The sequence below is a fragment of the Kitasatospora sp. NPDC048194 genome (genome assembly GCF_043202455.1).
In the GTDB taxonomy this organism is placed as follows: domain Bacteria; phylum Actinomycetota; class Actinomycetes; order Streptomycetales; family Streptomycetaceae; genus Kitasatospora.
On the sequence record NZ_JBIDAK010000002.1, the window covers coordinates 463377 to 488195 of the forward strand.

Sequence of the window (24819 nt, forward strand, 5' to 3'; positions counted from 1 at the left end):
TTGGTGGATTCCCCTCCATCGAAGGTGTTGTGACGACATTTCAGCAACACGGCGTCCACGGTTTGGCTCGATCGGTGTGCTGACCGGAGGCGGCGCCACCGGGCTCCACATCCGGATGTGAACCCTCCGCAAGGTCCGGATCATGCCGGGACCTGCACGGGGGCTGAACCAGGGCCTCCGGTCCGTGGGGGAGCTTTCACGGCGGCCTTGATCGGCCTTCACCCCGAGCCCGCGGCGGCCGGTCGGGATCAGGACATGTCCGCCGCGATGTTGACGCTGGCATGTACCGGTAACTAGCGTCCTTCCTTGGCCCGGTCCACGGCGCCCGCCGCCGGCCTGCGCTCCGGTGACCCTCGCCGCACCGCGTTCCGCCCTCCCGCGTTCCCGCGTCGACCCTCCGGCCGGCGTCGAGCCCCCACCGCCCAGGCAGACAGCGCGACCGGCCGTCGCGCCCCGTCTGCCGCCCGCACCGCCCGAGCCGCCACTTCGGGCCGACCAGCACCACCCCGGCCCCATCACCCCGGCCCGACCCCACCGCAGCAGGCCGGACTCCGCGCACCAGGTCGATCCCACCGCGCCTCCACCCGGGCGCCTCGTCACGCCCGCCCGCGCGCCGCGACCGACCGCGCCACCGCGATCCAACGAGCCAAAGGGGACCCTCGTGATCAAGCACACCTCGCCGATCAGCGGCATCGACGCCCACGGCGACCTCGTCGTGACCGCCGGCTACGACAACCGCGTCATCCTGTGGGACGCCGCCACCCGCACGGCGATCGCCGAAGCCCGCCACGACCACCTCGCCAACCAGTGCCGCTTCTCCGCCTCCGGACGCATCGTGGTCACCTCCAGCAGCGACTACTCCGCCCGCCTGTGGTCCGTGCCGGACCTGCGCCTGATCACCGTCCTGACCGACCACAAGGACGACGTGGAGATGACCGTCGTCTCACCCGACGAGACCCGCGTCGCCACCGCCTCGCGCGACCACATCGCCCGCGTCTACGACCTGGACGGCCGCCTCCTGCACCGCCTGGAAGGCCACGAGGCGGACGTGCTGTCCGTCGAATGGGTGCGCGGCGGCGCCGAACTCGTCACCACCAGCGACGACGGCACCGTACGGCGCTGGAACCCCGACACCGGCGCCCTGCTCAGCACCATCGACCTCGGCGACATCGAGACGGACACCGTCGCCGTGCTGGGCCCCGACAGCTTCGCGCTCGGCAACGACGAGGGCGAACTCATCCTGATCGACCCCCGGGGCACCCGCCGCCACCACGTCCACGACGCCGGCATCAAGCGCCTCGCCTACGACGCCGACCACCACGTCCTGCTCAGCTCCAGCTACGACCGCACCGTGCGGCTGTGGCAGCTGGCCCCCGGCGCCGACCCCGCCCACCTGCTCACCAGCCAGGTGCCCGCCGACGTGTGGCTGCGCTCCTGCGCCAAACTCGACGACACCCGCTGGGTGTTCGGCACCTTCGGCTCCGGCTACGCCGTCTTCGACCGCAAGGACGGCAGCTGGGACCTCACCGGCGTCGAACCCACCCCCGGCCTCAACGCCGTCACCCGCACCGCCGCCGGCCGCTACACCGTCGGCGACAGCGGCACCGTGCGCCGCGACGGCCGCATCACCGCCGAACTCGGCAGCTGCTGCAACTTCGTCACCCCCATCGGCGCCACCGTCGTCAGCGGCGGCCAGCTCGGCACCGTCTTCGACGCCACCACCGGCGCCGCCCTGCACCAGCACCGCTCCCCGCTCAACTGCGCCGCCGTCCACCACGGCCCCGACGGCGACACCCTGATCATCGGCACCTACACCGGCGAGGTCCTCCTCCTGCGCGACGACACCGGCACCGGCCTCGCACCGACCGGCACCCACCGCATCCACGACAACGCCATCAAGGGCATCGCCGTCCACGGCGACGTCCTGTTCAGCGTCTGCGCCACCGGCGCCGCCGCCTGGCACACGCTGCCCTCCCTGGAACCGATCGCCGCCGACGAACAGGCCCACGCCCGCATCGCCAACGGCGCCGCCGCCCTGCCCGACGGCCGCTTCGCCAGCGTCGGACGCGACCTGACCCTGCGGATCTGGAGCGCGGCCGGCGAACAGCAGGCCGCCGTGCCCACCCCGCACCGCAACAGCATCAAGTGCGTCGCCGTCGACCCCCTCACCGGCACCATCGCCACCGGCGGCTACCACGGCCGCGTCGCCGTCTACGACCCGGACACCGCCACCTGGCTCACCGACCAGCGGCCCACCGTCGCCGGCATCTCCTCGCTCGCCCCCGCCGGCGCACCCGGCCGCTTCCTCGCCTCCTCCTACGACGGCCGGGTCTACGAGATCGACGCCGACACCACCGCCCGCTCCCAGCGGTAGGGGCCCGCCATGACCGCCACCGACGACACCACCACCGCCAACGGCGGCCCCGCCACCACCGCCACCACGGCCCTTGACGGCCCCGCCACCGCCGCCGCCACCCCCGCCCAAGCGCCGACCGAGGCACCCCCCGGCGCCACCGTGCTGCGCCTGGCCAGCGCCCCCGTCCCCGTCGGCTCCACCCTGATGCAGCTGACCGTCTTCGGCCACATCGGCGCCGGCGGCCAGGAGGACACCGAGGAGGTCGTGACCCTGCGCACGATCGCCCCGCACAGCGAATCCGACGCCCCGCCCATCGTGCGCATCCACAGCGCCTGCTTCACCGGCGACGTCCTCGGCTCCGCCAAGTGCGACTGCGGCCCCCAACTGGCCGCCGCCGTCGAGGCCATCATCGCCTCGCGCAACGGCGTCCTGGTCTACATGCTGCGCCAGGAAGGACGCGGCATCGGCCTGGCCAACAAGATCCGCGCCTACGCCCTCCAGTCGGCCGGGCACGACACCATCAGCGCCAACCTCGCCCTGGGCCTGCCCGCCGAAGGACGCGACTTCACGATGGCCGCCGACTGCCTGCGCCAACTCGGCGTCACCGGGGTGCGGCTGATGACCAACAACCCCGAGAAGGTCGACCAGCTCACCGCCCAGGGCATCACGGTCAAGGACCGCGTCCCGCTCGGCGGCTTCCGCACCCCCTTCAACGAGGGCTACCTCGAGGTCAAGGACCAGCGGATGGGCCACCTCGGCGCCCTCGGCCTGCCCCACCACCCCCTACCCGCCCCCGCCCGGGGGGCCCGGTGACACCCCACCGCACCCAGCCGCCCCCACCCCCGCAGGCCTTCTCGCCCGAGGAACGGGCCGCGATGCGCCGCGCCCTGGCCCTGGCCGGCGCCCTGCTCGCCGACCACCTCGTGGACCGCCTCGTCTGGTACAGCGCGCCCCGGCTGCTCGGAGCGGACGGCGCGCCCGCGGTGCGCGGACTCGACGTCCCCACCTGCGCCCAGGCCCCCGGCTTCCGCGTCGTCGGCGCCCGCCGGATCGGCGAGGACGTGCGCGTCGTACTCGAGCCGCAGCCCAAGGAGAGCCTGTGACCTCCCACATCGCGCACCACAACCTGGTCGACGCCGACATCAACGCCCTCACCGACCGCGCCGCCATGGGCCTGCCCGAGGGATACGTCGAACCCCGCGCCGAGCGCCTGGAGTTCTTCACCCACGTCGGCGCGCACGACACCACCCGCCTCGCCGCCACCGCCGAGGACCCCGCCCTGCCGCTCGAACACCGCCTCGCCGCCGCCACCGTCCTCGCCCTCGCCGGCGACCCCCGCATCCGCTGGGACGACCCCGCCATGACGGACGTGCCCGCCGGCCGCGCCCTGATCGGCACCCCGGACCACGACGTCGACGAACTCCACCGCGACGCCCAGCAGTTCGGCGTCCAACGCGCCTGGGTCCAGAAGGAGTGCCCGCGCCACCCGGTCGACCTGCCCGCCTTCCGGATCGCCCGCTACCCGGTCACCAACGCCGAGTACGCCGTCTTCCTCAAGAGCACCGGCCACCCCGAACTGCCCAGCAACTGGAGCTACGGACGCTTCGCCCCGGCCGCCGCCAACCACCCCGTGCACACCGTCACCGCCGCGTCCGCCGACGCCTACGCCGCCTGGCTCGCCCACCGGACCGGCCGCCGCTTCCGCCTGCCCACCGAACAGGAATGGGAGTACGCCGCCGGCGGACCCGAAGGCCCCCGCTACCCGTGGGGCGACACCTGGCGCACCGACGCCGCCAACACCCTGGAATCCGGACTGCTGATGACCAGCCCCGTCGGCGTCCACCCGCACGGCCGCGCCTGGTGCGGCGCCCTGGACATGGCCGGCAACGTCGAGGAGTACACCAGCAGCACCTACCGCCCCTACCCCGGCGGCCAGTTGGTCCAGGACGACCTCTACCTGAGGATGGGGGAGTACCGCATCGCCCGCGGCGGCGCCTTCAACCGCTTCCGCGACCTCGCCCGCTGCCAGCGCCGCCACGGCCCCTACCCCCGCTCGCTGTACGCGATGGGATTCCGCCTGGCCGAGGACCACCCCACCGGCCGGAAGGACTGAGCCCGGTGCGCATCGTCCACCTCCACTGGACCGGCCCGCCGGTCACCGGCGGCGTCGAGACCCACCTCAACGCCCTCATCGGCCAACTCGCCGACCAGCCCTGCGAGGCGACGGCGATCGTCGGCACCCCCGACGCCCCGGGCTGCGCCCACCACCCGGCCCTGGACATCGCCCACCCCGCCACCGCGGAGCTGACCGCCGACCTCGCCGAGCGCCTCGCCGACGCCGACATCGTGCACTGGCACAACCCCCAGTGGCACAAACCCGAGGTCGTCACCGCCGTCGTCGACCGGCTGCGCCACCGCGCCCGGCCCACCCGCTTCGTCTTCGACCTGCACAACATCGACGACGACCCCGCCCAGTGGGCCTTCCTCGCCACCCTGCCCGGCACCATCGCCACCCACTCCCCGTTCGTGGCCGGCGAGGTCCACCGCGCCCTGCCCGCCGCGCCCACCCACACCCTGCCCCTGGCCCTGCCCCTGGACGAGGAACCCTTCCCGCTGCCCGGCACCGACGGCCCCACCGTCCTGCAGCCCAGCCGCATGACCCGCTGGAAGGGCTCCCACCTCAGCCTGGAAGCCGCCCTCACCCTCCTCGACGACGGCAGCGACCTGCACTTCGTCCACGCCGGCACCCGCCACCTGATCTGGCCCCCCGGCATCCCCGACACCCTCCTGCACCGCGCCCGGACCTGGCGCGACAAGGGCCGCGTCCACTTCACCCACTACACCCCGGCCCAGAGCTGGTCCGCCATCCGCGCCGCCGACGTCATCGTCCACCCGACGATCGACCGCGGCACCCACGGCGAACCCTTCTCCCTCGCCGTCGCCCAGGCCGTCATCTGCCACCGCCGCATCATCGCCAGCGACTCCGGCAACCTGCCGGCCCTGCTGGCCGGCTACTCCGCCGCCGCCATCGTGCCCGCCGGCGACACCCGCGCCCTGACCGACGCACTGCGCCACGCCCTCGCCCAGGACGCCCCCGCCCCGACCCCCGACGACCTGGCCCTCGCCGCGCACCTGCGGCACTCCTTCGCCACCGCCGGGCGCCACCACCTCGCCCTCTACCGCACCCTCACCACCACCTGAACCGGAGGCCCCCCGTGCCCACCCCCATCATCCTGGACTGCGACCCCGGCCACGACGACGCCATGGCCATCCTGCTGGCCGTCGGCGACCCCCGCGTCGACCTCAAGGCCGTCACCACCAGCGCCGGCAACCAGACCGTCGCCAAGACCGCCCTCAACGCCCGCCGCATGTGCTCCCTCGCCAAGGCCTTCGACGTCCCCGTCGCCGCCGGCTACCCCAAGCCCCTCACCGGCACCCTGCTGATCGGCGACGACGTCCACGGCGAAACCGGCCTGGACGGCTGGGACTTCCCCGAACCCGAGGTCCCCCTCCACCCCGACCACGCCGTCGACCTCATCCACCACACCCTCGCCGACAGCCCCGAACCCGTCACCCTCGTCGTCACCGGCCCCCAGACCAACATCGCCGGCCTCTTCGCCCGCCACCCCGAGGACAAGGCGAGGATCAAGGAGATCGTCTGCATGGGCGGCGCCACCCACCGCGGCAACACCCAGCCCTACGCCGAGTACAACATCCTCGTCGACCCCGAAGCCGCCCACGAAGTCCTCCACAGCGGCGTCCCCCTCACCTACTGCGGCCTCAACGTCACCCACCAGGCCCCCGTCACCGCCGAGGTCATGCAGCGCATCCTCGACGTCGGCACCCACATCAGCAAGGTCTCCGCCTCCCTGCTGGGCTTCCGCTCCAGCACCTACGACCAGATCTGGGACCTGCCCGACGCCCCGCTGCACGACCCCGTCGCCATCGCCCGCGTCCTGGACCCCACCCTCGTCGAATGCGTCGACGCCCCCGTCGCCATCGAACTGCGCGGGGAGTACACCCGCGGCGCCACCGTGATCGACCTGTACGGTGTCACCGGACGCACCCCCAACGCCAAGGTGGCCACCCACCTGGACACCGAGCGGTTCTGGGACGTCTTCATGAAGGCGCTCACCGCTCTGGGCTGACACCACGACACCCCGACGGAGGCCGACCCGCCGTGCACGCTCCTGCCCACCCGACCCCCGGGCCCCGCCTGCTCACCGCACTCGCCGGAGCCCAACTGCTCGTGGCGCTCGACTTCTCCATCATCTACGTCGCGCTCCCCGACATCGGGGCGAGCCTGCACTTCTCCACCATCGCCCTGCAGTGGATCGTCAGCGCCTACGCCATCTTCTTCGCCGGCTGCCTGTTACTGGGCGGCCAGCTCGCCGACGCCTTCGGCCCCGGCCGGATCTTCCTCGCCGCCCAACTCCTCTTCGCCGCCTCATCCGCCGGCGCCGCCCTGTCCGACTCCGCCGCCCCGCTCATCGCCGCCCGCCTCGGACAGGGCGTCGCCGCCGCCCTCCTCGTGCCCGCCACCCTCGGCCTGCTCAGCACCGCCTACCCGGCCGGCCCCGCCCGCGACCGCGCCGTCAGCATCTGGGGCACCACCGGCGCCGTCGGCCTCGCCCTCGGCGTCACCGCCGGCGGCGCCATCCTCGCCACCGCCTCCTGGCCCTGGATCTTCTGGATCAACCTGCCCATCACCGCCGTGTGCCTGCTCGCCGCCGGCCGCGCCCTCACCCCCGCCAAGAGCCCCACCCGCACCCCCGTCGCCACCTCGGCCACCCTCGCCGCCTGCACCACCGTCGTCGCCGTCGTCCTGGCCTTCACCGAACTCTCCCGCAGCCACCCCTCCACCCCCCTCCTGGCCGCCGCCCTCGCCGTCGCCCTCACCGCCGCCACCCTGCTCGCCCACAGCCAGCGCCGCCGCCGCCCCCTGGTGCCCGCCTCCCTGCTGCGCGTGCGCACCCTCCAAGTCGCCTGCGCCACGGCCGCGCTGTACATGGCCAGCTTCGGCGCCGAGTTCTACCTCGTCACCCTCTACCTCCAGGACGTACGCGACTACAGCGCCCTGGCCGCCGGCACCGCCTTCCTCCCGCTGGCCGCCACCATCGTCGTCGGCAACACCGCCGCCGGCCGCCTGGCCGGGCGCATCCCACTGCGCCGCCTGCTCGCCGCGGCCTTCCTCACCGGCGCCGCCGGACTCGCCGTCCTGGCCGCCGCCGTCGGCCTGCACAGCGGCTACGCCACCGGCGTCCTGCCCGGCCTGCTGCTCAGCGGCCTCGGCCAGGGCATGGCCTTCACCGGCATGTTCATCACCGGCACCCGCGACCTGCCACCGCAGAGCAACAGCACCGGCAGCGCCCTGATCACCACCGCCCAGTACACCGGCGGATCCGTGGGCCTGGCCGTCCTGGTCCTGCTGCACGGCGAACACCCCGCCACCGCCGACTTCACCCGCACCTTCCTCGTCACCGCCGCCATCGCCACCGCCGCCGCACCCCTGGCCCTCGCCCTCCTCGCGCGCGACACCCAGGGACCCGCCACCGACCAGCACCCCACCACCCCCTCGACCACCCGGGCCGGAGGACAGCCGTGAACCGCTCCCACCTGCTCAACCGAGCCGACCTGCCCACCGAGGCACGCGATGCCGTGGCCGGCTTCGAAAAGCACTACGACACCTACTTCGGCCACCTGGTGCACTTCAGCGCCCCCACCCTGGCCGCCCTGCACCGCAGCGGCCCCCTGCCCGACACCGTCCGCGTCGCCTCCACCCACCACCCGGCCATCGCCGACGCCATGGCCACCATCGCCGAGATCGCCAACCTCCCCGCCCCCCGACCCGCCGACCGCACCCGCTACCTACGGGCCCTGCTCGACATCTACGCCCACCTGCCCGTCCAGGCCGCCCAACGCGCCGCCGAACCCGGCACCGCCGTCATCGCCCCCGAACGCGAGGGCCGCATCCTCGCCGACCACCTCGGCATCACCGACCAGCACCGCCGCTGGACCCCCCAGGCCAAACGCATCCCCCTCGCCGACGGACTGGTCGTCGGCGTCGACGAATGGCTGCCCTCCCGAGCCGAGCGCGTCGTCATCGTCGACGGCGTCGTCGCCAGCGGCGTCACCCTGATGGCCATGATGCAGCTCGCCCTGCGCCCCGGCGCCACCGTCGACGTCTTCACCTGCCACTCCACCCACCAGGGCGCCCTCGCCCTGGCCCGCCACGCCGAACACCTCGGCCTGCACCTGACCCTCCACGTCGGCCACATATCCGGCGTCCTCAACCACAAGTACTACGCCGTCAGCCCCGACGACGACGCCCACCTCGTCCTCGGCGACGTCGGCGACACCATCGCCCCCGTCGCCACCGTCCCACCCCAGGGCACCCGCCCGTGACCCCCACCGGCCGCCCCCGCACCCCCCGCGCCGCCCGCAGCCCCGCACCCCCCGCCCCCGCCGGCCCCACCGCCCTCGACCGCTACTTCCACCTCACCGCCCGCGGCACCACCTGGCCCCGCGAGATCCTCGCCGGCACCTCCACCTTCCTCGCCCTGTCCTACATCGTCATCGTCAACCCCGCCGTCCTCAGCCAGGCCGGCATCCCCCGCACCGCCGCCTTCCTCGCCACCGCCGCCGTCGGCGGCCTCGCCACCATCACCATGGGCCTGTGGGCCCGCCTGCCCCTCGCCGTCGCACCCGGCATGGAGATGAACTCCGTCATCGCCTTCTCCGTCGTCGGCACCCTCGCCCACACCTGGCCCCAAGCCCTCGGCATGGTCTTCTGGTCCGGCGCCGCCATGCTCACCGTCTCCCTGCTGCGCGTGCGCGAAGCCGTCATCGACGCCATCCCCGCCGAACTGCGCACCGCCCTCACCGCCGCCGTCGCCGTCTTCATCGCCCTGATCGGCCTGCAGATCGCCCACATCCTGCACACCTCCCACGGACACCCCACCGGCACCGGCGACTGGACCGCCACCCCCGCCCTCGCCCTCTACACCGGCCTGGCCACCGCCCTGCTCCTGGACCGCCACGGCCCCAAGGCCGCCGCCGTCCCGGCCGCCATCCTCACCGCCACCGCCGTCTGCGCCACCGGCGGCATCGCCACCACGAACCTCGGCCACCACCTCGACGGCGCCGGCGCCGCCCTCCTCCACCTCGACCTGACCGTCATCGCCGACCCCGGCACCTGGGGCGTCATCCTGGTCCTCTTCGCCCTCGACTTCTTCGGCAGCATCGCCAAGGTCGTCGGCCTCACCGCCCACACCCCGCTGCAGGACCGCACCGGAAAAGTCCCCGGCATGCGCCAGGCCCTGCTGATCGACGCCGGCGCCACCATCGCCGGCGCCACCACCGGCTCCTCCAGCTTCGTCGCCTTCGTCGAGAGCGCCGTCGGCATCCGCGCCGGCGCCCGCAGCGGCCTCGCCGCCGTCACCACCGGCCTCCTGCTGCTCCTGTGCCTCTTCTTCGCCCCCGCCCTCGCCCACATCCCCGTCGAAGCCACCACCGGCGCCCTGGTCTTCGTCGCGATCAAAATGCTCACCGCACTGCGCCCCACCCGCGGCGACCGCCTCACCCCGGCCGCCACCGCCGTCGCCGCCGCCGTGACCATCGCCACCCTGGCCATCGACCAGGCCATGGCCGCCGCCTTCGCCACCAGCACCCTGCTGCGCGCCGCGGGCCGAAAACCCCTCCACCCGGCACTGTGGGCCACCACCCTGGTCCTGGCCGCCAGTATCCTCCTGCAGTACCTCCAGTTCTGACGCACCATCACCACCAGCCCCAGGGAGGCACCGTGCCCCACGACGACACCCCGGCCTTCGCCGCATCCGTACCCCAGCCCGAGGGCACCCCCGAACGGCTGCGCCGCCAGATCGAGTTCATCATCGAGGTCGACCAGCTCAAGAACGTCTTCCGGCGCAGCCCGCTGCTGGCCGCCGACCGGCGCGAGAACGACGCCGAACACTCCTGGCACCTCGCCCTGATGACCCTGGTCCTCGCCGAGTACGCGGACGAGCCGGTCGACCCGGTCAAGGCCCTCGCCATGGTCATCCTCCACGACCTGGTCGAGATCTACGCCGGCGACACCTTCCTCTACGACACCGCGGCCGCCGCCGACCAGGAGGAACGCGAACGCCGCGCCGCCGACAAGCTCTTCGCCATCCTCCCCGACGACCAGCGCGACCGCTTCCGCGCCATCTGGGACGAGTTCGAGGAACGCACCAGCGCCGAAGCCCGCTTCGCCAAGGCCATGGACCGCCTCCAGCCGCTGCTGCTCAACTACGGCAACAAGGGCGGCACCTGGCGCACCCCCGGCGTCACCGACGCCGACGTGCGCGCCCGCAAGTCCGTCATCGGCGACTCCTCCGCCGACCTGTGGGCCTACGCCCAGACCCTGATCCGCACCGGCGCCGACAACGGCTGGGTCCCGCGCGCCGACGAGCCCCCCGCGCCGTGACCGCGCTCGCCCTGTTCGACCTCGACGGCACCCTGCTCGACACCGCCTCCACCGTCGTCGACACCGCCGCCGCCACCCTCACCGCCCTCGGCGTCCACGGCACCACCCCCCGGGCGATCCGCGCCACCATCGGCCGCCCCCTGGCCGAGGCCTTCGCGCACCTGCTCGACGCACCCGCCGACTCCCGGGCCGTCACCGCCGCCGTGCGCGGCTACCTGGCGCTCTACCGCGAACAGGTGGTGCCCCGGGCCCCCGCGCTGCTCTACCCCGGAGTCGCGCGGGGCCTGGCCCGCCTGCGCTCCCACGGCCTCACCCTCGCGGTGGCCACCAACATGCTCACCGCCAGCGCCGAGACCCTGCTGACCGCGGCCGGGGTGCGCGAGCACTTCGCCCTGGTCGTCGGCGCCGACGCCGTCGCCCGCCCCAAACCCGCCCCCGACGCCGGCCTGCTGATCACCACCGGCCTCGGCCACCGCCCCGCCGACGCGGTCATGGTCGGCGACACCGTCAACGACCTCCACATGGCCACCGCCGCCGGCATGCCCTCCATCGCCGTCACCTACGGCCACCACGGCGCATCCCGCCTGCGCGCCGCCGCCCCCACCTGGCTCGCCCCCACCTTCCCCGCCGCCGTCGCCCGCATCCTCGCCCCCACCGGCTGAGCGCGGGGCTCAGGCCTGGAACGGCCCCTCGTCGACGAAGCGCCGCAGCAGCCGGGCGAAGGCCCGGGCGTCCGCCGCCGGCCAGGAGGCGAGCGAGCCCTCGATGCGGTCCGCCAGACGCTCCCGGGTCGCCCGCACCACCTCCTGCCCGGCCCCGGTGAGGACGAGCAGGGTCGCCCGCCGGTCGCCCGGATCGGCCTCGCGCCGCAGCAGCCCGGCCTCCTCCAGCCGGTCGGCGCGGCGGGTCACCGTGGTGCGGTCCAGCCCGACCTCGCGGCCGAGGTCGGCGGCGCTGCACGCCCCCGTGCGCGCCAGGCCGCTGAGCACCGGGTAGGTGAGGTCGTCGACGGCCTCGCCCAGGCCGTCGGTCAGCTGGGCGTGCAGGCCCGCCCGGGTGCTGCGGCGCAGCAGCAGCCCCAGGGCCTCGGCGATCTCATGTCCCGTCGCAGTGGTCACCCCACCAGATTAGCGTGCGCGGAACACGCTTCCCCCGGCCCGGGCGGTGCGTGCCCGAAGCACCCGGGGGGTGCCGCAGGGCCCGCGACCGCTGCGCCGGCCCCCGGAGCCGCCCGCCTACGGCATCCCGCCGCGCCCCTCGGTGTCGATGTGCGGCAGGACCCGGTCCAGGAACCGCGGGGTCCACCAGGCCGCCGGCCCGAGCAGCGTCATCACCGCCGGCACCAGCAGCAGCCGCACGACCGTGGCGTCCACCAGCACGCTGACCGCCAGCCCCAGGCCCATCATCTTGATCACGACGTTGTCGCTGACGATGAACGCCGCGAACACACTGACCATGATCAGCGCCGCGCAGGAGATCACCCGCGCCGTGATCCCCAGCGCGTGCGCGACCGCGTCCCGGCTGTGCCCGGTGCGCAGCCAGGACTCGTGCACCCGCGAGAGCAGGAAGATCTCGTAGTCCATGCTCAGCCCGAACACGATCGCGAACATCATCATCGGCACGTAGCTCTCGATCGGGACCTTCCCCGCCACCCCCAGGGCCGGCCCGCCCCAGCCCCACTGGAAGACCGCCACCACCACCCCGTACGAGGCCGCGATCGAGAGCAGGTTGAGCACCGCCGCCTTGACGGCGACCAGCAGACCGCGGAAGACGGCGAGGATGATCAGGAAGGCCAGCCCCACCACCACCGCGATGATCAGGACCAGCCGGCTGGAGACGATGTCCAGGAAGTCGACCTGCGCCGCGGTGTTGCCGGTCAGATAGGTCTTCGCGCCGCTGCCGGCCGCCGCGTCCGGCAGCACGGTGTCCGACAGGTGGTTGACCAGGTCGGTGGTGGCGCGCTCCTGCGGGGCGCCGACCGGGATGACGGTGCCGAACAGCACCACGCCGTCCGGGCTGGCCTGCAGCGCCGTGGCGCTCGCGACGCCGGGCGTCCCGGCCAGGGCCTGCTGCAGCGAGGACTGCAGGCCCGCCCGCGCCCCGGCGGGCACCGCGCCCTGGTCGACGACCACGGTCAGCGGCCCGTTCGACCCCGGCCCGAAGGCCTGGGACATCAGGTCGTAGGCGCGCCGGTCGGTGAAGTCGGTGGAGTCGGCGCCGTCGCCGATGTGGCCCAGCTGGATGGACAGCAGCGGCACCGACAGCACCACGAGCACCACCACCCCCGCCACCAGGTACCGCCAGGGGTGCTCCTCCACCCGCCGCGCGTAGCGGTCCCAGCCGCCCTCCCCGCCCCCGGCGGCCTCCGCCACCGGACGGCGCACCGCGACCCGGTCCATCCGCGGCCCGATCAGCCCCATCAGCGCCGGCAGCAGCGTGAGCGCGCCCAGCACCGCCGACACCACGGTGACGGCCGCCGCGGCCCCGAGCTTGGCGATGAAGGAGATCCCCGACACCGACAGCCCCGACAACGCGATGATCACCGTGCAGCCCGACACCAGCACCGCCCGCCCGCTGGTCGCCACCGCCTGCCCCGCCGAGGCGACCGGATCCACCCCGTCCATCAGGTTCTGCCGGTGCCGGGTCAGCAGGAACAGCGCGTAGTCGATGCCCACCCCGATACCGATCATGGTCGCCAGGGTGGGCGCCACGGTGGCGAACGTGGACAGCGCCGCCACCAGCCCCAGCACCCCCAGCCCCACCACCGCCGCGAACAGCGCCGTCACCAGCGGCAGCCCGGCCGCGACCGCACTGCCGAAACCCACCAGCAGCACCACCACCGCCACCGCGAACCCGATCACCTCGCTGGCCCGGTCGTCCGGCGCCGGCCGCGCCAACTCGCCCAGCGGCCCCCCGTACTCCACCTGCACCCCCGCCTGGCGCAGCGGCGCCACGGCCGCGTCCACCCCCGCCAGGTAGCCGGTGCCCAGCAGCGCGGGAGCGGTGTCGAACCGCACCGTGATGTACCCGGTCAGCCCGTCCGCGGACAGCGGCCCGCCCGGCGGGGCGCTCTGCCCCGGCGGCGGCAGCGGGTTCTGCGCCGACAGCACGTGCGGCAGCTGCTGGAGCGAGGAGACGGCCTGGGCGATCTGCGGCTGGAAACCGGTCAGCTGCCCGGCGTCGTGCAGCACCACCTGCGAACTGGTGCCGGCGGCGGCCGGCTCGTGGGCCTGCAGCACGTCCTTGCCCTGCTGCGCCTGGGTGCCGGGCAGCGAGAAGTCGTCGGAGTACGTCCCGCCGACGCTCTTGTTGGCGGCCTGGATCCCGGCGAGGGCGACGATCCACAGCACGATGACCACCAGTGAGTGGCGCGCGCACCACGAACCCAGACGGCGCAGCACGGCGCGCCCGCCCGGCCGGGCGGCGGCCGGGGGCACACGGCGGGCGTACGGCGGCATGGACGGCTCCCGGGATCTGGCCTGCACGGCGGTGCGCCGAACCGGCGCAGTGTCCCCGCACGAGCGCCGCCCGCCACCGGTACCGCCCGGTAATCGCCCCGACGGCCCCCGCCCGGCCCAGGGCGGTGCCGGCCGCCCCCGGTGCCCGCGGCGCCGCCGCTGGAGGGCGCGCACCGGCCGGCGAAGTCCGCGTTCGCCGGACACCACCCGACCGGCCCCACTACCCTGCGAACGTCCCCGGCTACCAGCTGTGACCGTTTGGAGGAGGCGTCCGATGTCATCGCCCTGCGACCCCCACTACGCTCCCGTCGGCGACGTGAGCACGGCGCTCATGGTCATCGACTCCCGGCTCAGGGCCGTCTACGACGGGAAGTCCGGCTCGGACCCCGAACAGCAGCGGATGGTCGCCCACTTCGCGGCCTCCCTGGGCCCCACCGGGCTCCACGAGCTCCTGGACGGCACCTGCACCCTCATCTACGTGTACATGAACTGGCTGCGCTCGCTCCACGAGCAGCGCGACGAGGACGTCGTCGAACACGCGGTCGCCACCCTCGTCGCCACGATGCGCATGATGCCCAGGACCTTCCGCCCCGAGGTCATCCCCACCATGGCCGCCCTGCTCGTCGCCGCTGGCACCGGCCTGAGCCCCAACCTCTGGCGCGCCCAGTACGGCCCCTGGACGGAAGCGGAGATGAACTCGCTGGAAGCCGTCGCCGCCCTCCTGGCCGAACACATCAACCGGGTGACCGGCGGCGACCCTGACTTCGCCACCCGCCTGGTCACCGACGCCCTGGCCGAGCTCGAGCAGGACTGACCCCGGGCCGCGCGGCGCGCCCCGGTCAGCCGCCCGGCGGCCCCTCCCGCGGGCGCGGGCCCCCGCCGCCCCGGTCGCCGTCCTTTCCGCCGCCGTCCCCGTCACCGTCCTTCCCGCCGCCATCCCCCTCGCCGTCCTTTCCGCCGTCGTCGGTGAAGTCGACGTCGACGCGCTGTTCCGGACGGCGCTCCTCCTGCCGCGCGATGGAGCCCAGGACCTCCTCGTCCGGCCCGGTGAGCGGGGGCTGCAGGATGCTGCGCGGCCACAGCCGCCGGTGCAGGACCACGTTCACCTCGGCCGCGTACACGGCGATCTGCGCGTTCAGGTAGAGCCAGGACAGCAGGCCGATGACGGTGGCGAAGAACCCGTAGACCGCCGTGGCGTGGCGCAGCTGGTGGGCCACCAGCAGGGCGCCGAAGGCCTGCAGCACGGTGAACAGGGGCCCGGCGAGCCCGCAGCCGGGCAGCAGGGCGCGGGTGGGGACGGTCCTGGGCGTCAACACGCGGAAGCAGGCCAGGCACAGGGCCGTGTTGACCAGCGCGGACAGCATCAGGCCGCCGACGCGGGCGGCCGGGCCGCCGAGGGTGAGGGTGACGAGGGTGGCGGCGGCGGTGGCCAGCAGCAGGCCGACGGCCAGGACGGCGAACAGCAGCAGGCTGCGGGCCAGGCGCGGCCAGTAGCCGGGGCGCACCACCCCCGGCACGTTCCAGATCTCGGCCATGGCGTGCTGGAGGACCTGCGCCACGCCGAGCGTGCCGTACAGCAGGCCCAGCAGGGCGATGACCAGGGCCAGCCCGCTGCCCTGGACGGAGTGGACGTTCTGGCGCAGCTGGTCGCCGACGATGGGGAAGTCGGCGAGCGCCGAGTTGACGACGGACCTCTGGACGTCCGGGTGCCCGTGGAGGACGAAGCCGAGGACGGTGCTCAGCAACAGCAGCAGCGGGATGAGCGCGACGAAGCCGTAGTAGGTGATCAGCGCGGCGAGCAGGCCGCAGCGGTCGTCGCCGTACTTCTTGACCACGCCGACGACCAGCCCCGGGGCGGTGTGGCGCTGCTGGGCGCGGTCGACGGCGCGCAGGGCGCGTTCGATGGGGTTCATGTCCGCTCTCCCTCGCCGTCCGGCCGCAAAGCCGGTCCGCCACGGGTCGTTCGCAGTCGCGCCTACCCCTCGCGCCGCCGGCCACCGCCCGGCACCCCACCGTCCGGCACCCCGGCCCGCTGGACGGCACCGGCCCGGCCCCCGACTCGCCCGGTCAGCCGCGCCGCCCGGTCAGCCGCGCCGGTCGGGCCGGTCGGACAGCAGGGCGCAGACGAAGTCCTCCTCGACGGCCCGCAGGTGGGCCAGCAGGTCGGGGTTGGCCGTCGCGTTCACCTGCTCGGTGACGCTGACGGTGACGCTGCGCCGCCCGTCGGCCGTGCCCGCGCCGAACTGGGTGTAGCCGGCGGTGTTGCCGGTGTGCCCGTACACGGCCCCGCAGCGGGTGGCGTACTCGAAGGTCGCCAGTCCGGCGCGGTTGGTGCCGGGGCCGGCGGGCTGGGAGGCGCCGGGGACGAAGGTCCGCTGCTCGCGCCGGGCGGCGTCGCTGATCAGCGGGCCGCCGGCCCACGCGGCGGCGAAGGTGCTGAAGTCCCGGGGGGTGGAGACCATGCCGCCCGAGGCCCAGGCGCCGGAGGCGCCGAACCGGGTGCTGACGTCCTGCGGCGGCTCGGGCGGCTGCACGTCGTAGCCGTGCAGGTAGGGCTCGGGCAGCTCGTAGCCGGAGGGGAGGCTGGTCCCTGTCAGCCCCAGCGGCCGGTAGACCTCGGTGGCGAGCAGGTCCTCGTAGCGCTGACCGGTGGCGGCCTCGGCCATCAGGGCGACGGCGATGTTGTCGGAGTTGGAGTAGTGGTACTGCGTGCCGGGGGTGAACTCCAGGCCCTGGTCGGCGACGAAGTCCAGCAGGTGGCGGGAGTCGAAGACGTGGTGGGGGTCGGCGAGGATCTGCTCGACGAAGGCCGGCGCCTCGCTGTAGTCCGGCAGGCCGCTGGTGTGGTTGAGCAGCTCGCGCAGGGTCACGGCGCCCCAGGCGGCCGGCAGGGCGGGCAGCCGCTGGGCGAGGGTGTCGTCCAGGGCGAGCAGCCCGCAGTCGACCAGCCGCAGGGCGACCGCGCCGCTGAAGGCCTTGGAGGCACTGGCCAGGCGCATGTGGTCGTCGATCCGGGGCGCCCGGTCGGTGCCGACCTCGGCCACGCCGGCGCGGAACACCCGCACCCGTTCGCCGTCGCGCAGCACCGCGATCGCCCCGGGCGGGCCGTCCGGGCGGTCCACCAGCTCCTGCAGGCGCTGCCGCAGCCCCCGTTCCCCGTCCTGCCCGGCCACGGCGCCGGCACCGCCCGCAGCGCCCACACCGCCTCCTGCGGCGGCGGGCCCGGCGGCCCCGGTGACCAGGGAGGCGGTGAGCAACGAGGCGGCGGCCACAACGGCGGCCCCACCTCCACGACGGCACGACAGCAGCGACACGGGAAACCCTCCGACGGTGATCCGGCGGCGGACAGCGCCCGCCGCCCCGGCCGCAAGGAATCACCCCCCGCCGCCGCGGGGAAACACCGGGCCCCGGACCGTGACCCGCCCGGCCGATCCCGGCCGCACCCCCGCAGGGCGTCCGTCCGCACCGGGCGCCGACCGCGCACCTCGCCCGGATCATGGGAGAAGGGGAAGGGACGGCGGCCCCGGCCCGTGCGCGGCGGCGCGCGGCGGGCCGTGGCCGGGCAGGTGGACGAGCCGACCGGAGGTGTGCGGCGTGAGCTGCGAGGACGCGGTGCTGGGCGGCGTGCTGGCGCACCTGCTGGACTGCTCCCGGGGGAGCGGGCCGGCCGAGCTGCCCGGCCTGGTGCGCGAGGCGGCCCGCGCCCTGGGCGCGGACGGCGCCCGGGTCTACCTGGCCGACGTCCAGCAGCGCCACCTCGTCCCGCTGCCCGAGCCCTGGGACGGGCCGCCCGGGGAGCGGGTCGACGTCGAGGGGACGCTCGGCGGGCGCGCCTACCGGCTGCAGCAGACCCAGCTCTCCGCCGCGACGCCCGCGGTGGGCTGGTTCCCGCTGGTCGACGGCGTCGAGCGGATCGGCGTGCTGCGGATCGAGGGCGCGGCGGGGGAGCCCCGCACCACCGCCCGCTGCGAGGCGCTGGCGGCGCTGGTCGCCCTGCTGGTGGTGTCCAAGAGCGCGTACAGCGACGTGCTCGTCGACGTGGGACGCGAGCACCGGATGAGCCTGCAGGCCGAACTGCTGTGGGCGTTCCTGCCGCCGCGCACCATCGGCACCCGCGACGTCACCTCCAGCGCCGTCCTGGAACCGGCCTACGACGTGGGCGGGGACGCCTTCGACCACGCGGTGGCGGGCGGGCACCTGCACGTGTCCGTGTTCGACGCGATGGGCCACGACCTCGCCTCCGGCGGCGCCAGCTCCGTCGCGCTGGCCGCCTGCCGCTCCACCCGGCGGGCCGGCGGCGGGCTGGCCGACATCGCCCGGACCATCGACCGCGCGCTGGCCCGCTGGATCCCGGACCGCCTGATGACCGCGGTGATCGCCGACCTCGACACGGCCACCGGCGAACTGTCCTGGGTCAACTGCGGCCATCCGCCGCCCCTGCTCATCCGCGAGGGCCACGTCGTCGCGGACGCCCTGCGCCGGCGCGCCGAACTGCCGCTCGGCCTCGGCTTCCACGTGGACGGGCCGCAGCCCGTCCACCACGCCAGGCTGCAGCCCGGCGACCGGCTGCTGGTCTACACCGACGGCGTCACCGAGGCCCGCTCGGCCTCCGGCGAGCTCTTCGGGGAGCGCCGGCTGACCGACACCCTCGTCCAGCACATGGCCGGCGGCGACCCGGCGCCCGAGGCCCTGCGCCGCCTCATCCACGTCCTGGTCACCCACCAGGACCACCGGCTGCGCGACGACGCCACCATCGCCCTGGTGGAGTGGCATCCGCGCCGCCCCGGGCCCTGAGCGCCCCGGCGCGCCCCTACGGCCCGGCCCCGGCGTCCGGGGTCGTCCGGTTCAGCAGCCCCAGGGCCTCCAGCAGCAGCCGGCAGTCCTCGACGCCGCGGGCCCGGGCCGCCACCGCGCGCCGCGCCCGGTCCTGGACCTCGGGCGGCCCGGGCTCGCCCGGCAGCGCGAACAGGTCGCCCATCGTCTGCAGTTCATGGTTCGGCCGAGTCGTCGTGGACACCCTCGCCTCCGATCTGGAACGTGGCCAACTCTCCAGGCTACTGCCGCCGCGCACCGTCCCCGGGGCAGCCGGTCAGCCCGCTCCGCCGACGCGGGAATCCCGCGGCCGCGACGTGCCGGCCGCATCCCCCCGGCCCCGCCGCCACCCGCCCGCCCGCGGGCCGCGCACCGGGCGGCCCGGCCTCCGCGCCACCGCGACACCGGGGCGCCGGGACGCCGGGCCGGCGGATCGACGGATCGGCGCCATGCGGCACGGCGGGCCGCCGGCCCGCAGCACCGCCCACCCGGGTGCCGCACCGCCGCCGGCACCCGCCGGCGCGCCCTCGCCGACCGCGCCCCCGGCCGCGCACCACCGCCCCTCGGGCCCTGCCCCCGACGCACTGTCAGTGCCTCCTCATACCGTGGTCACAACGTCGGAGGGAACGCCGGAAAGGCGCCGGAAAGTCGCCCGCGAAAGCGTCGGAAAAAGGGGTGGAGCATGTCCGGGAACCGGATCAAGCACAAGGTCAACCACGTTTCCCTGGTGGTCGACAAATCCGGCTCGATGCGCCAGCACCAGGAGCAACTCATCCGGGTGGTCGACGAGTTCGTCAAGGGCCTCCAGGAGGAATCCGACCGGCTCGGCCACGAGACCCGCATCAGCCTCTACGCGTTCGACCACGAAGTGCAGAACCTCGTCTGGGACATGGACGTCAAGCACCTGCCGTCCCTGCGCGGCCTCTACCGGGTCGACAACGGGGCGACGGCACTGATCGAGGCCGCCGTGAAGTCCGTCGACGACCTGAAGAACATCTGGGAGGGCTACGGGGAGCACTCCTTCCTCCAAGTCGTCGTCACCGACGGCGAGGAGAACGCCTCCGGCTGCTCCGAGAGCGGCCAGATGCACATCCACATGCCCGGCGGGCGGGGCACCGCCGTCCTCCAGGGCTGGATGGGCCGCATCCGCACCGCCATGGACGACCTGCCCGACCACTGGACCTCGGCCATCCTCGTCCCCAACTCCCTGGCCAAGCGCACCGCCCAGGAGTACGGCTTCCCGGCGGGCAACATCGCCATCTGGGACGCCGACTCCAGCCAGGGCGTCGAGGAGGCCATCGGAACCGTCAAGAGCGCCGCCACCAGCTTCCTGCGCGGCCGCGAGAAGGGCGTGCGCGGCACCCGGAACCTCTTCGCCATGGGCCAGGACCTGAACACCGCCGACGTGAAGGCCAACCTCGCCGCCCTCGACACCGGCAAGTACATCCTGATCCCGGTCGACCAGCCGACCCCGATCCGCGACTTCGTCACCAGCGCCGGCCACGCCTACACCACCGGCTGCGCCTTCTACGAACTGTCCAAGCGCGAGAAGATCCAGGGCGGCAAGCAGCTCGCCGTGGCGGAGAAGGACCCGGCGACCGGCCGGATGACCGGCAGGGTCTTCTCGGGCCCGGCGGCCCGCCGCCTCCTCGGCCTGCCCGCCGCGGAGGCCACCGTCCGCCCCGGCGAGAACCCGTCGTACACCGTCTTCGTCCAATCGACCTCCGTCAACCGCAAGTTGGTGCCGGGCACCAAGCTCCTCGTCCTCCTGTAGCCCGCCCCGCGGCCCTGCGGCCGGCCCGCGCCGCCCGCAGCGTCCGTGTCGGTGAACGGCGGCGTGGGCCCTTGAAGAGAGCGTGACGGCGGTCACATACTCCGGGGATGAGTGACGAGTTCGGCCGACGGATCGGGTCCACCTGACATGACTCGGATCATCGCGGACATCTCCCTCTCCCTCGACGGCTTCGTCACCGGGCCCGACCCCGGCCCGGACAACGGCCTGGGCACCGGAGGCGAGGCCCTGCACACCTGGGCGTTCTCCGACGACCCCGACGACCGGCGGCTCCTGGCCGAAGCGACCCGCCGCTCGGGCGCCGTCGTCCTCGGCCGCCGGCTCTTCGACATCGTCGACGGGCCCCAGGGCTGGAACGAGGACACCGGCTACGGCGCCGGCGAGGTCGGCAAACCCGCCCTCGTCGTCGTCACCAGCACCCCGCCGCCCACGGTGCGCCTCGGCGACCTCGACTGGACCTTCGTCACCACCGGCCTGTCCGACGCCGTCACCGCCGCCCGCCGGCGCGCCGAAGCCGCCTCGGCGCGCACCGGCACCGACCTCGACGTCGTCCTCATGGGCGGCGCCGCCCTGGTCCGCTCGGCCCTGGACGCCGCACTCGTCGACACCCTGTCGCTGCACCTGGCACCCGTCGTGCTGGGCTCGGGCACCCCGCTGTTCACCGGCGCGGTGCCCCGCACCCTGAAACGGCGCAGCGCCGTCGCGACCACGACCGCCACGCACCTGGTCTACGACGTGCTCTGACGGCACCGGCCCCGGGCGCTCCGCTTTTCGGGGGGCAGCCACCGCCTCCCGGTGTGGCAGGGGCGCCGCCGTCAGCGGCGCTCCTCTATGAATTGACCGGCGGGCCCGGCCGGTTCGGCAGCAGGGCCGCTCCGCCTTCCCACGTGCACATCCGTCCGAGCGAGGGAGCACCCGTGACCGACACCCCCGGGGCCACGGACCGCGGCCGCACCGCCGCCGTCCTGACCGGGCTGGGGGCGTGGCTGCCGCCGCGCCGCGTTCCCAACAGCGAGCTGTGCACCCGCATCGACAGCTCGGACCAGTGGATCCGCGAGCGCATCGGCATCGCCGAACGCCGGATCGCGGAACCGCCCGTCGCCACGGGGGACATGGCGGTGGAGGCCGCGGCCCGCGCCCTGGCCTCCGCCGGCGCCTGCGGCGCGGACGCGCTGGTGCTGGCCACCAACACCCCCGACCGCCCCTGCCCGGCCACGGCCCCGTGGGTCGCCCACCGCCTGGGCCTGCCCGCCGTGGCCGCCTTCGACGTCATGGCGGGCTGCTCCGGCTTCCTGTACGCCTGCACCGTCGCGGCCGGCCTGATCGCCGCGGGCACGGCCCAGCGGGTGCTGGTGGTGGGCGCCGAGACGATGACCTCCCTCGTCGACCCCGCCGACCGGGCCACCGCGCCGATCTTCGGCGACGGCGCCGGCGCCGCCGTCCTGGAGGCCGGCCCGCCGCACGCCGAGGGGGCGCTGGGCCCGGTGGTGTGGGGCAGCGACGGCTCCCTCTCCGACGCCATCGCCGTCCCCGCGGGCGGTGCCCGCGAGCGCCACCGCCGCCACCTGGCCGCCCCCGAGGAGCACTTCGTGCAGATGCGCGGCAACGAGGTCTTCCGGCACGCCGTGCGCCGGATGTCGGCCGCCGCCCGGCAGGCGGCCGCCGCGGCCGGCTGGGGGATCGGCGACGTCGACCGCCTGATCGCCCACCAGGCGAACCAGCGCATCACCGCCACCGTCGCCGACACCCTGGGCATCCCCGCGGCGCACGCCCCGTCCAACATCGCGCAGGTGGGCAACACCGCGGCCGCCTCCGTGCCGCTGCTGCTGGCCCACGCCGCCGACCAGGGCGAGCTGAAACCCGGCCACAAGGTCCTGCTGGTCGCCTTCGGCAGCGGCCTGGCCTGGGCGGCCACCACCCTGGTGTGGCCCGCCGGGCTCAGCGCCCGCCTGCCCTGACCGGCCGCCCGGCCCACCCCACCCACCGGCCGCCGCACCCGTGAGCCGGCCGCCCGCCCCCCCGGAGGGAAACGCCCGTGACGTTCGAGCAAGTCAAAGAGATCCTGACGGCCCGGTGCGGCCTGCCCTCCGGGCCCGTCACCCCCGACGCCCCCCTCGCCAGCGCCGGCGTCGACTCCATGGCCCTGGTGGTGCTCTCCCTCCACCTGGAGGACCGTTTCGGCGTGGACATCAGCGAGGACGACCTGGCCGCCGCCAGGACCGTGGACGACCTCGCCGCACTGATCGGCCGGCACGCCGAGTGCCGCGGATGACACCGCCGGCCCCGCCCCAGCCCGCCGAGGACCTCCACCGCCTGCGCTGGCACGGCATGGGCTACGGCTGCCGGATCGTGCACGCCGGACCGCTCCCGCAGGACTGGCGGAACCCGCGCCCCGGCACCGAACCCCTCCTGCTGCTCGGCGGCGCCCTGCAGGACATGTACGCGTGGCCCCGGCTGGAACGGCGCATCGCCCCCCACACCCCGGTGATCCTCGCCGACCTGCCCGGCACCGGCACCGCCGACGACCTGCCCGAGGAGGAGGGCTTCGACACCCTGGCCGCCGCGGCCCTGCACCTGCTGGACGCCCTCGGCCTGCCGCGCGTCAACGTCCTGGGAGCCTCCTACGGAGCACCGATCGCCTACCGGATCGCCCAGCGCTGCCCGCACCGGGTCAGCCGCCTGCTGCTGGCCGGCACCACCCACCGGGTCACCGGCACCATGCGGGACTTCCTGCGCGAGGCCGTCCGCCACATCGAGGCCACCGCCCCCGGCCCCGGGGAATCCCTGGACGGCGCCTGCCCGGCGAACGGCACCTACGCCGACCGGCTGGTGCGCTACCTGGTCAACACCGACGAACACCACCGCGTCCAGCAGTCCGCCGCCGTCCAGCGGCTGCTGCGCAAGCAGGCGCTGCGCACCACCTGGCGCCAGGCGCGCCGCCACGCGGCGTGCCACCGCCGCGTCCTGGACCGCGCCCTCATCCCGCACGGCGGCATCACCGGCGTGCCCGCCCTGGTCTTCACCGGCGAGCACGACATCACCACCTCCCCGCGGCAGAACCGGGACGTCGCGCGCACCATCACCGGCTCCACCCTGGTCCTGCTCAAGGAGGCCGACCACATGGCCCACCTGGAACGCGACGCCGAATACGCCCACCTCGTCCTGCGGTTCCTGCACGACGAACCGCTCGACGACCTGGACTTCGCGTACCCCGCTCAGAGCCCGTCTTGAACCCCCCGCCACCGCGCCGACCGGGCGCGGTGGGCCCGTGGGACCCGCCCGGACGAGAGGACCAGTCCATGCCCAGCACCCCCACCCGCCCCTGGCGGCGGTGGCGCGCCGCACCGGAGCTGACCACCGGCCCCGCCGACGACGTGGAGAACGCCAGCCGGCGCTTCCTCCTCTACGGGGTGCTGCCGCTGTGGTTCGCCCCGGCCGTCGGCGACTGGGTCATGCACCGCCGCTCCGACATCGAGGACACCAGCGGCGTGCGGGAATCCCTCGTCCACGCCCTGATGATGGCCGAGGCCGGCGCCCCGGTCGTCCTCGGCCTGGTCGCCGAGATCAACCCCCTGGTCCTCGCCACCATGGGCGCCGCCGCCCTCGCCCACGGCGCCACCGCCCTGTGGGACGTCACCATCGCCACCGGCCGACGGGACGTCACCCCGCTCGAACAGCACATCCACAGCTTCCTGGAAGTGCTCCCGCTCACCGCCGTCGCCTTCACCGCCTGCCTGCACTGGGACCAGGTCCGCTCCCTGGCCCGCGGCGGCGACACCCGCCGGGCCTGGCGCCTCAACCCCAAGCCCCACCCCCTGCCCGCCCGCTACCTGGCCGGCTTCGCCGCCGCCACCGCCGCGTTCGTCGCGCTGCCCTACGGCGAGGAACTGCTGCGCTGCGCCCGCGCCGCCCGCCGGGGCCGGGCGGCGCGGTGAGG

Annotated in this window: 24 protein-coding genes; 19 read left to right on the forward strand and 5 right to left on the reverse strand. The window is 74.7% G+C overall.

All coding sequences use genetic code 11. The features are described 5' to 3' along the window. Positions 1-661 precede the first annotated feature (661 nt). Genes ACGF07_RS04575 through ACGF07_RS04625 form a run of 11 tightly spaced genes read left to right on the forward strand, consistent with a single transcriptional unit; the run spans position 662 to position 11482 of the window. Entirely contained in the window at positions 662-2374 is a 1713-nt protein-coding gene (locus ACGF07_RS04575; protein WP_392895387.1) for a WD40 repeat domain-containing protein, read from the forward strand. 9 nt (positions 2375-2383) lie between these two features. Then, positions 2384-3169 carry a GTP cyclohydrolase II RibA gene (gene ribA / locus ACGF07_RS04580; protein ID WP_392895389.1) on the forward strand — a complete coding sequence of 262 codons (786 nt, stop codon included), beginning with the start codon at positions 2384-2386 and terminating at the stop codon, positions 3167-3169. Then, the gene (locus ACGF07_RS04585) at positions 3166-3459 is read left to right on the forward strand and encodes a dihydrofolate reductase family protein (protein ID WP_392895391.1); all 294 of its coding nucleotides are present in this window, start codon (positions 3166-3168) and stop codon (positions 3457-3459) included. The genes ribA and ACGF07_RS04585 overlap by 4 nt, the downstream gene beginning before the upstream one ends. Then, positions 3456-4469: an SUMF1/EgtB/PvdO family nonheme iron enzyme gene (locus ACGF07_RS04590; RefSeq protein WP_350740453.1), complete on the forward strand. Its 1014-nt coding sequence runs from the start codon at positions 3456-3458 to the stop codon at positions 4467-4469. Before ACGF07_RS04585 ends, ACGF07_RS04590 begins: the two co-directional genes overlap by 4 nt. A gap of 5 nt (positions 4470-4474) precedes the next feature. Further along, entirely contained in the window at positions 4475-5557 is a 1083-nt protein-coding gene (locus ACGF07_RS04595) for a glycosyltransferase family 4 protein (RefSeq protein WP_392895394.1), read from the forward strand. Between the two features lie 14 nt (positions 5558-5571). After that, complete coding sequence (locus ACGF07_RS04600; RefSeq protein ID WP_392895396.1) at positions 5572-6504, forward strand: nucleoside hydrolase; 933 nt, start codon at positions 5572-5574, stop codon at positions 6502-6504. Between the two features lie 32 nt (positions 6505-6536). After that, positions 6537-7961 carry an MFS transporter gene (locus ACGF07_RS04605; RefSeq protein WP_392895398.1) on the forward strand — a complete coding sequence of 475 codons (1425 nt, stop codon included), beginning with the start codon at positions 6537-6539 and terminating at the stop codon, positions 7959-7961. After that, positions 7958-8761, forward strand: a complete 804-nt coding sequence (locus ACGF07_RS04610) for a hypothetical protein (protein ID WP_392895400.1) — start codon at positions 7958-7960, stop codon at positions 8759-8761. The genes ACGF07_RS04605 and ACGF07_RS04610 overlap by 4 nt, the downstream gene beginning before the upstream one ends. Continuing rightward, entirely contained in the window at positions 8758-10125 is a 1368-nt protein-coding gene (locus ACGF07_RS04615; protein WP_392895402.1) for a solute carrier family 23 protein, read from the forward strand. The genes ACGF07_RS04610 and ACGF07_RS04615 overlap by 4 nt, the downstream gene beginning before the upstream one ends. 32 nt (positions 10126-10157) lie before the next feature. Continuing rightward, positions 10158-10820 (forward strand): HD family hydrolase, encoded by a 663-nt coding sequence (locus ACGF07_RS04620; RefSeq protein WP_392895404.1) that lies wholly within the window; start codon positions 10158-10160, stop codon positions 10818-10820. Beyond that, a complete protein-coding gene (locus tag ACGF07_RS04625; protein ID WP_392895406.1) occupies positions 10817-11482 on the forward strand; it encodes an HAD family hydrolase in 666 nt (221 codons plus the stop codon). Before ACGF07_RS04620 ends, ACGF07_RS04625 begins: the two co-directional genes overlap by 4 nt. Positions 11483-11491: 9 nt before the next feature. Here ACGF07_RS04625 and ACGF07_RS04630 read toward each other — a convergent pair whose 3' ends face one another. Together ACGF07_RS04630 and ACGF07_RS04635 are read right to left on the reverse strand one after the other, a co-directional pair. Next, positions 11492-11938, reverse strand: coding sequence for a MarR family transcriptional regulator (locus ACGF07_RS04630; RefSeq protein ID WP_350740430.1), 447 nt, complete (start codon positions 11936-11938; stop codon positions 11492-11494). A gap of 117 nt (positions 11939-12055) precedes the next feature. After that, the gene (locus ACGF07_RS04635) at positions 12056-14278 is read right to left on the reverse strand and encodes an MMPL family transporter (protein WP_392895408.1); all 2223 of its coding nucleotides are present in this window, start codon (positions 14276-14278) and stop codon (positions 12056-12058) included. 274 nt (positions 14279-14552) lie between these two features. Between ACGF07_RS04635 and ACGF07_RS04640 the strand changes: the two genes are divergently transcribed. Further along, positions 14553-15092: a hypothetical protein gene (locus ACGF07_RS04640; protein ID WP_392895410.1), complete on the forward strand. Its 540-nt coding sequence runs from the start codon at positions 14553-14555 to the stop codon at positions 15090-15092. A 25-nt stretch (positions 15093-15117) separates the two neighbouring features. On the opposite strand, the gene ACGF07_RS04645 is transcribed toward ACGF07_RS04640, so the two are convergent. Next, positions 15118-16191: a YihY/virulence factor BrkB family protein gene (locus ACGF07_RS04645; RefSeq protein ID WP_392895412.1), complete on the reverse strand. Its 1074-nt coding sequence runs from the start codon at positions 16189-16191 to the stop codon at positions 15118-15120. A 171-nt stretch (positions 16192-16362) separates the two neighbouring features. Next, positions 16363-17550, reverse strand: coding sequence for a serine hydrolase domain-containing protein (locus ACGF07_RS04650; protein ID WP_392895414.1), 1188 nt, complete (start codon positions 17548-17550; stop codon positions 16363-16365). Between the two features lie 322 nt (positions 17551-17872). Here ACGF07_RS04650 and ACGF07_RS04655 point away from each other — a divergent pair, with 322 nt between their 5' ends. Continuing rightward, positions 17873-19072, forward strand: coding sequence for a PP2C family protein-serine/threonine phosphatase (locus ACGF07_RS04655; RefSeq protein ID WP_392895416.1), 1200 nt, complete (start codon positions 17873-17875; stop codon positions 19070-19072). A gap of 16 nt (positions 19073-19088) precedes the next feature. Here the strand turns inward: ACGF07_RS04655 and ACGF07_RS04660 are convergent, their stop codons facing one another. Further along, positions 19089-19295, reverse strand: a complete 207-nt coding sequence (locus ACGF07_RS04660) for a hypothetical protein (RefSeq protein WP_350740417.1) — start codon at positions 19293-19295, stop codon at positions 19089-19091. Between the two features lie 477 nt (positions 19296-19772). Here ACGF07_RS04660 and ACGF07_RS04665 point away from each other — a divergent pair, with 477 nt between their 5' ends. The 6 genes from ACGF07_RS04665 to ACGF07_RS04690 all read left to right on the forward strand — a co-directional run bounded on the left by ACGF07_RS04665 (position 19773) and on the right by ACGF07_RS04690 (position 24817). After that, positions 19773-20864: a VWA domain-containing protein gene (locus tag ACGF07_RS04665; protein ID WP_392895418.1), complete on the forward strand. Its 1092-nt coding sequence runs from the start codon at positions 19773-19775 to the stop codon at positions 20862-20864. 147 nt (positions 20865-21011) lie between these two features. Next, positions 21012-21626, forward strand: a complete 615-nt coding sequence (locus ACGF07_RS04670; protein ID WP_392895420.1) for a dihydrofolate reductase family protein — start codon at positions 21012-21014, stop codon at positions 21624-21626. A gap of 173 nt (positions 21627-21799) precedes the next feature. After that, positions 21800-22840 carry a beta-ketoacyl-ACP synthase III gene (locus ACGF07_RS04675; protein ID WP_392895422.1) on the forward strand — a complete coding sequence of 347 codons (1041 nt, stop codon included), beginning with the start codon at positions 21800-21802 and terminating at the stop codon, positions 22838-22840. Between the two features lie 77 nt (positions 22841-22917). Further along, on the forward strand, positions 22918-23154 hold the full coding sequence (locus tag ACGF07_RS04680) for an acyl carrier protein (RefSeq protein ID WP_350740406.1): 237 nt from the start codon (positions 22918-22920) through the stop codon (positions 23152-23154). Then, complete coding sequence (locus ACGF07_RS04685; protein ID WP_350740403.1) at positions 23151-24113, forward strand: alpha/beta hydrolase; 963 nt, start codon at positions 23151-23153, stop codon at positions 24111-24113. The genes ACGF07_RS04680 and ACGF07_RS04685 overlap by 4 nt, the downstream gene beginning before the upstream one ends. Positions 24114-24181: 68 nt before the next feature. After that, the gene (locus tag ACGF07_RS04690; RefSeq protein WP_392895425.1) at positions 24182-24817 is read left to right on the forward strand and encodes a diguanylate cyclase; all 636 of its coding nucleotides are present in this window, start codon (positions 24182-24184) and stop codon (positions 24815-24817) included. Positions 24818-24819 lie beyond the last annotated feature (2 nt).

What these genes read in the sequence shown, in the direction of transcription:
- ribA (WP_392895389.1), top strand. Translation starts at nt 2,384, where the DNA reads ATGACCGCCACCGACGACACCACCACCGCCAACGGCGGCCCCGCCACC.
- ACGF07_RS04690 (WP_392895425.1), top strand. Translation starts at nt 24,182, where the DNA reads ATGCCCAGCACCCCCACCCGCCCCTGGCGGCGGTGGCGCGCCGCACCG.
- ACGF07_RS04670 (WP_392895420.1), top strand. Translation starts at nt 21,012, where the DNA reads ATGACTCGGATCATCGCGGACATCTCCCTCTCCCTCGACGGCTTCGTC.
- ACGF07_RS04645 (WP_392895412.1), bottom strand. Translation starts at nt 16,191, where the DNA reads ATGAACCCCATCGAACGCGCCCTGCGCGCCGTCGACCGCGCCCAGCAG.
- ACGF07_RS04685 (WP_350740403.1), top strand. Translation starts at nt 23,151, where the DNA reads ATGACACCGCCGGCCCCGCCCCAGCCCGCCGAGGACCTCCACCGCCTG.
- ACGF07_RS04665 (WP_392895418.1), top strand. Translation starts at nt 19,773, where the DNA reads ATGTCCGGGAACCGGATCAAGCACAAGGTCAACCACGTTTCCCTGGTG.
- ACGF07_RS04640 (WP_392895410.1), top strand. Translation starts at nt 14,553, where the DNA reads ATGTCATCGCCCTGCGACCCCCACTACGCTCCCGTCGGCGACGTGAGC.
- ACGF07_RS04635 (WP_392895408.1), bottom strand. Translation starts at nt 14,278, where the DNA reads ATGCCGCCGTACGCCCGCCGTGTGCCCCCGGCCGCCGCCCGGCCGGGC.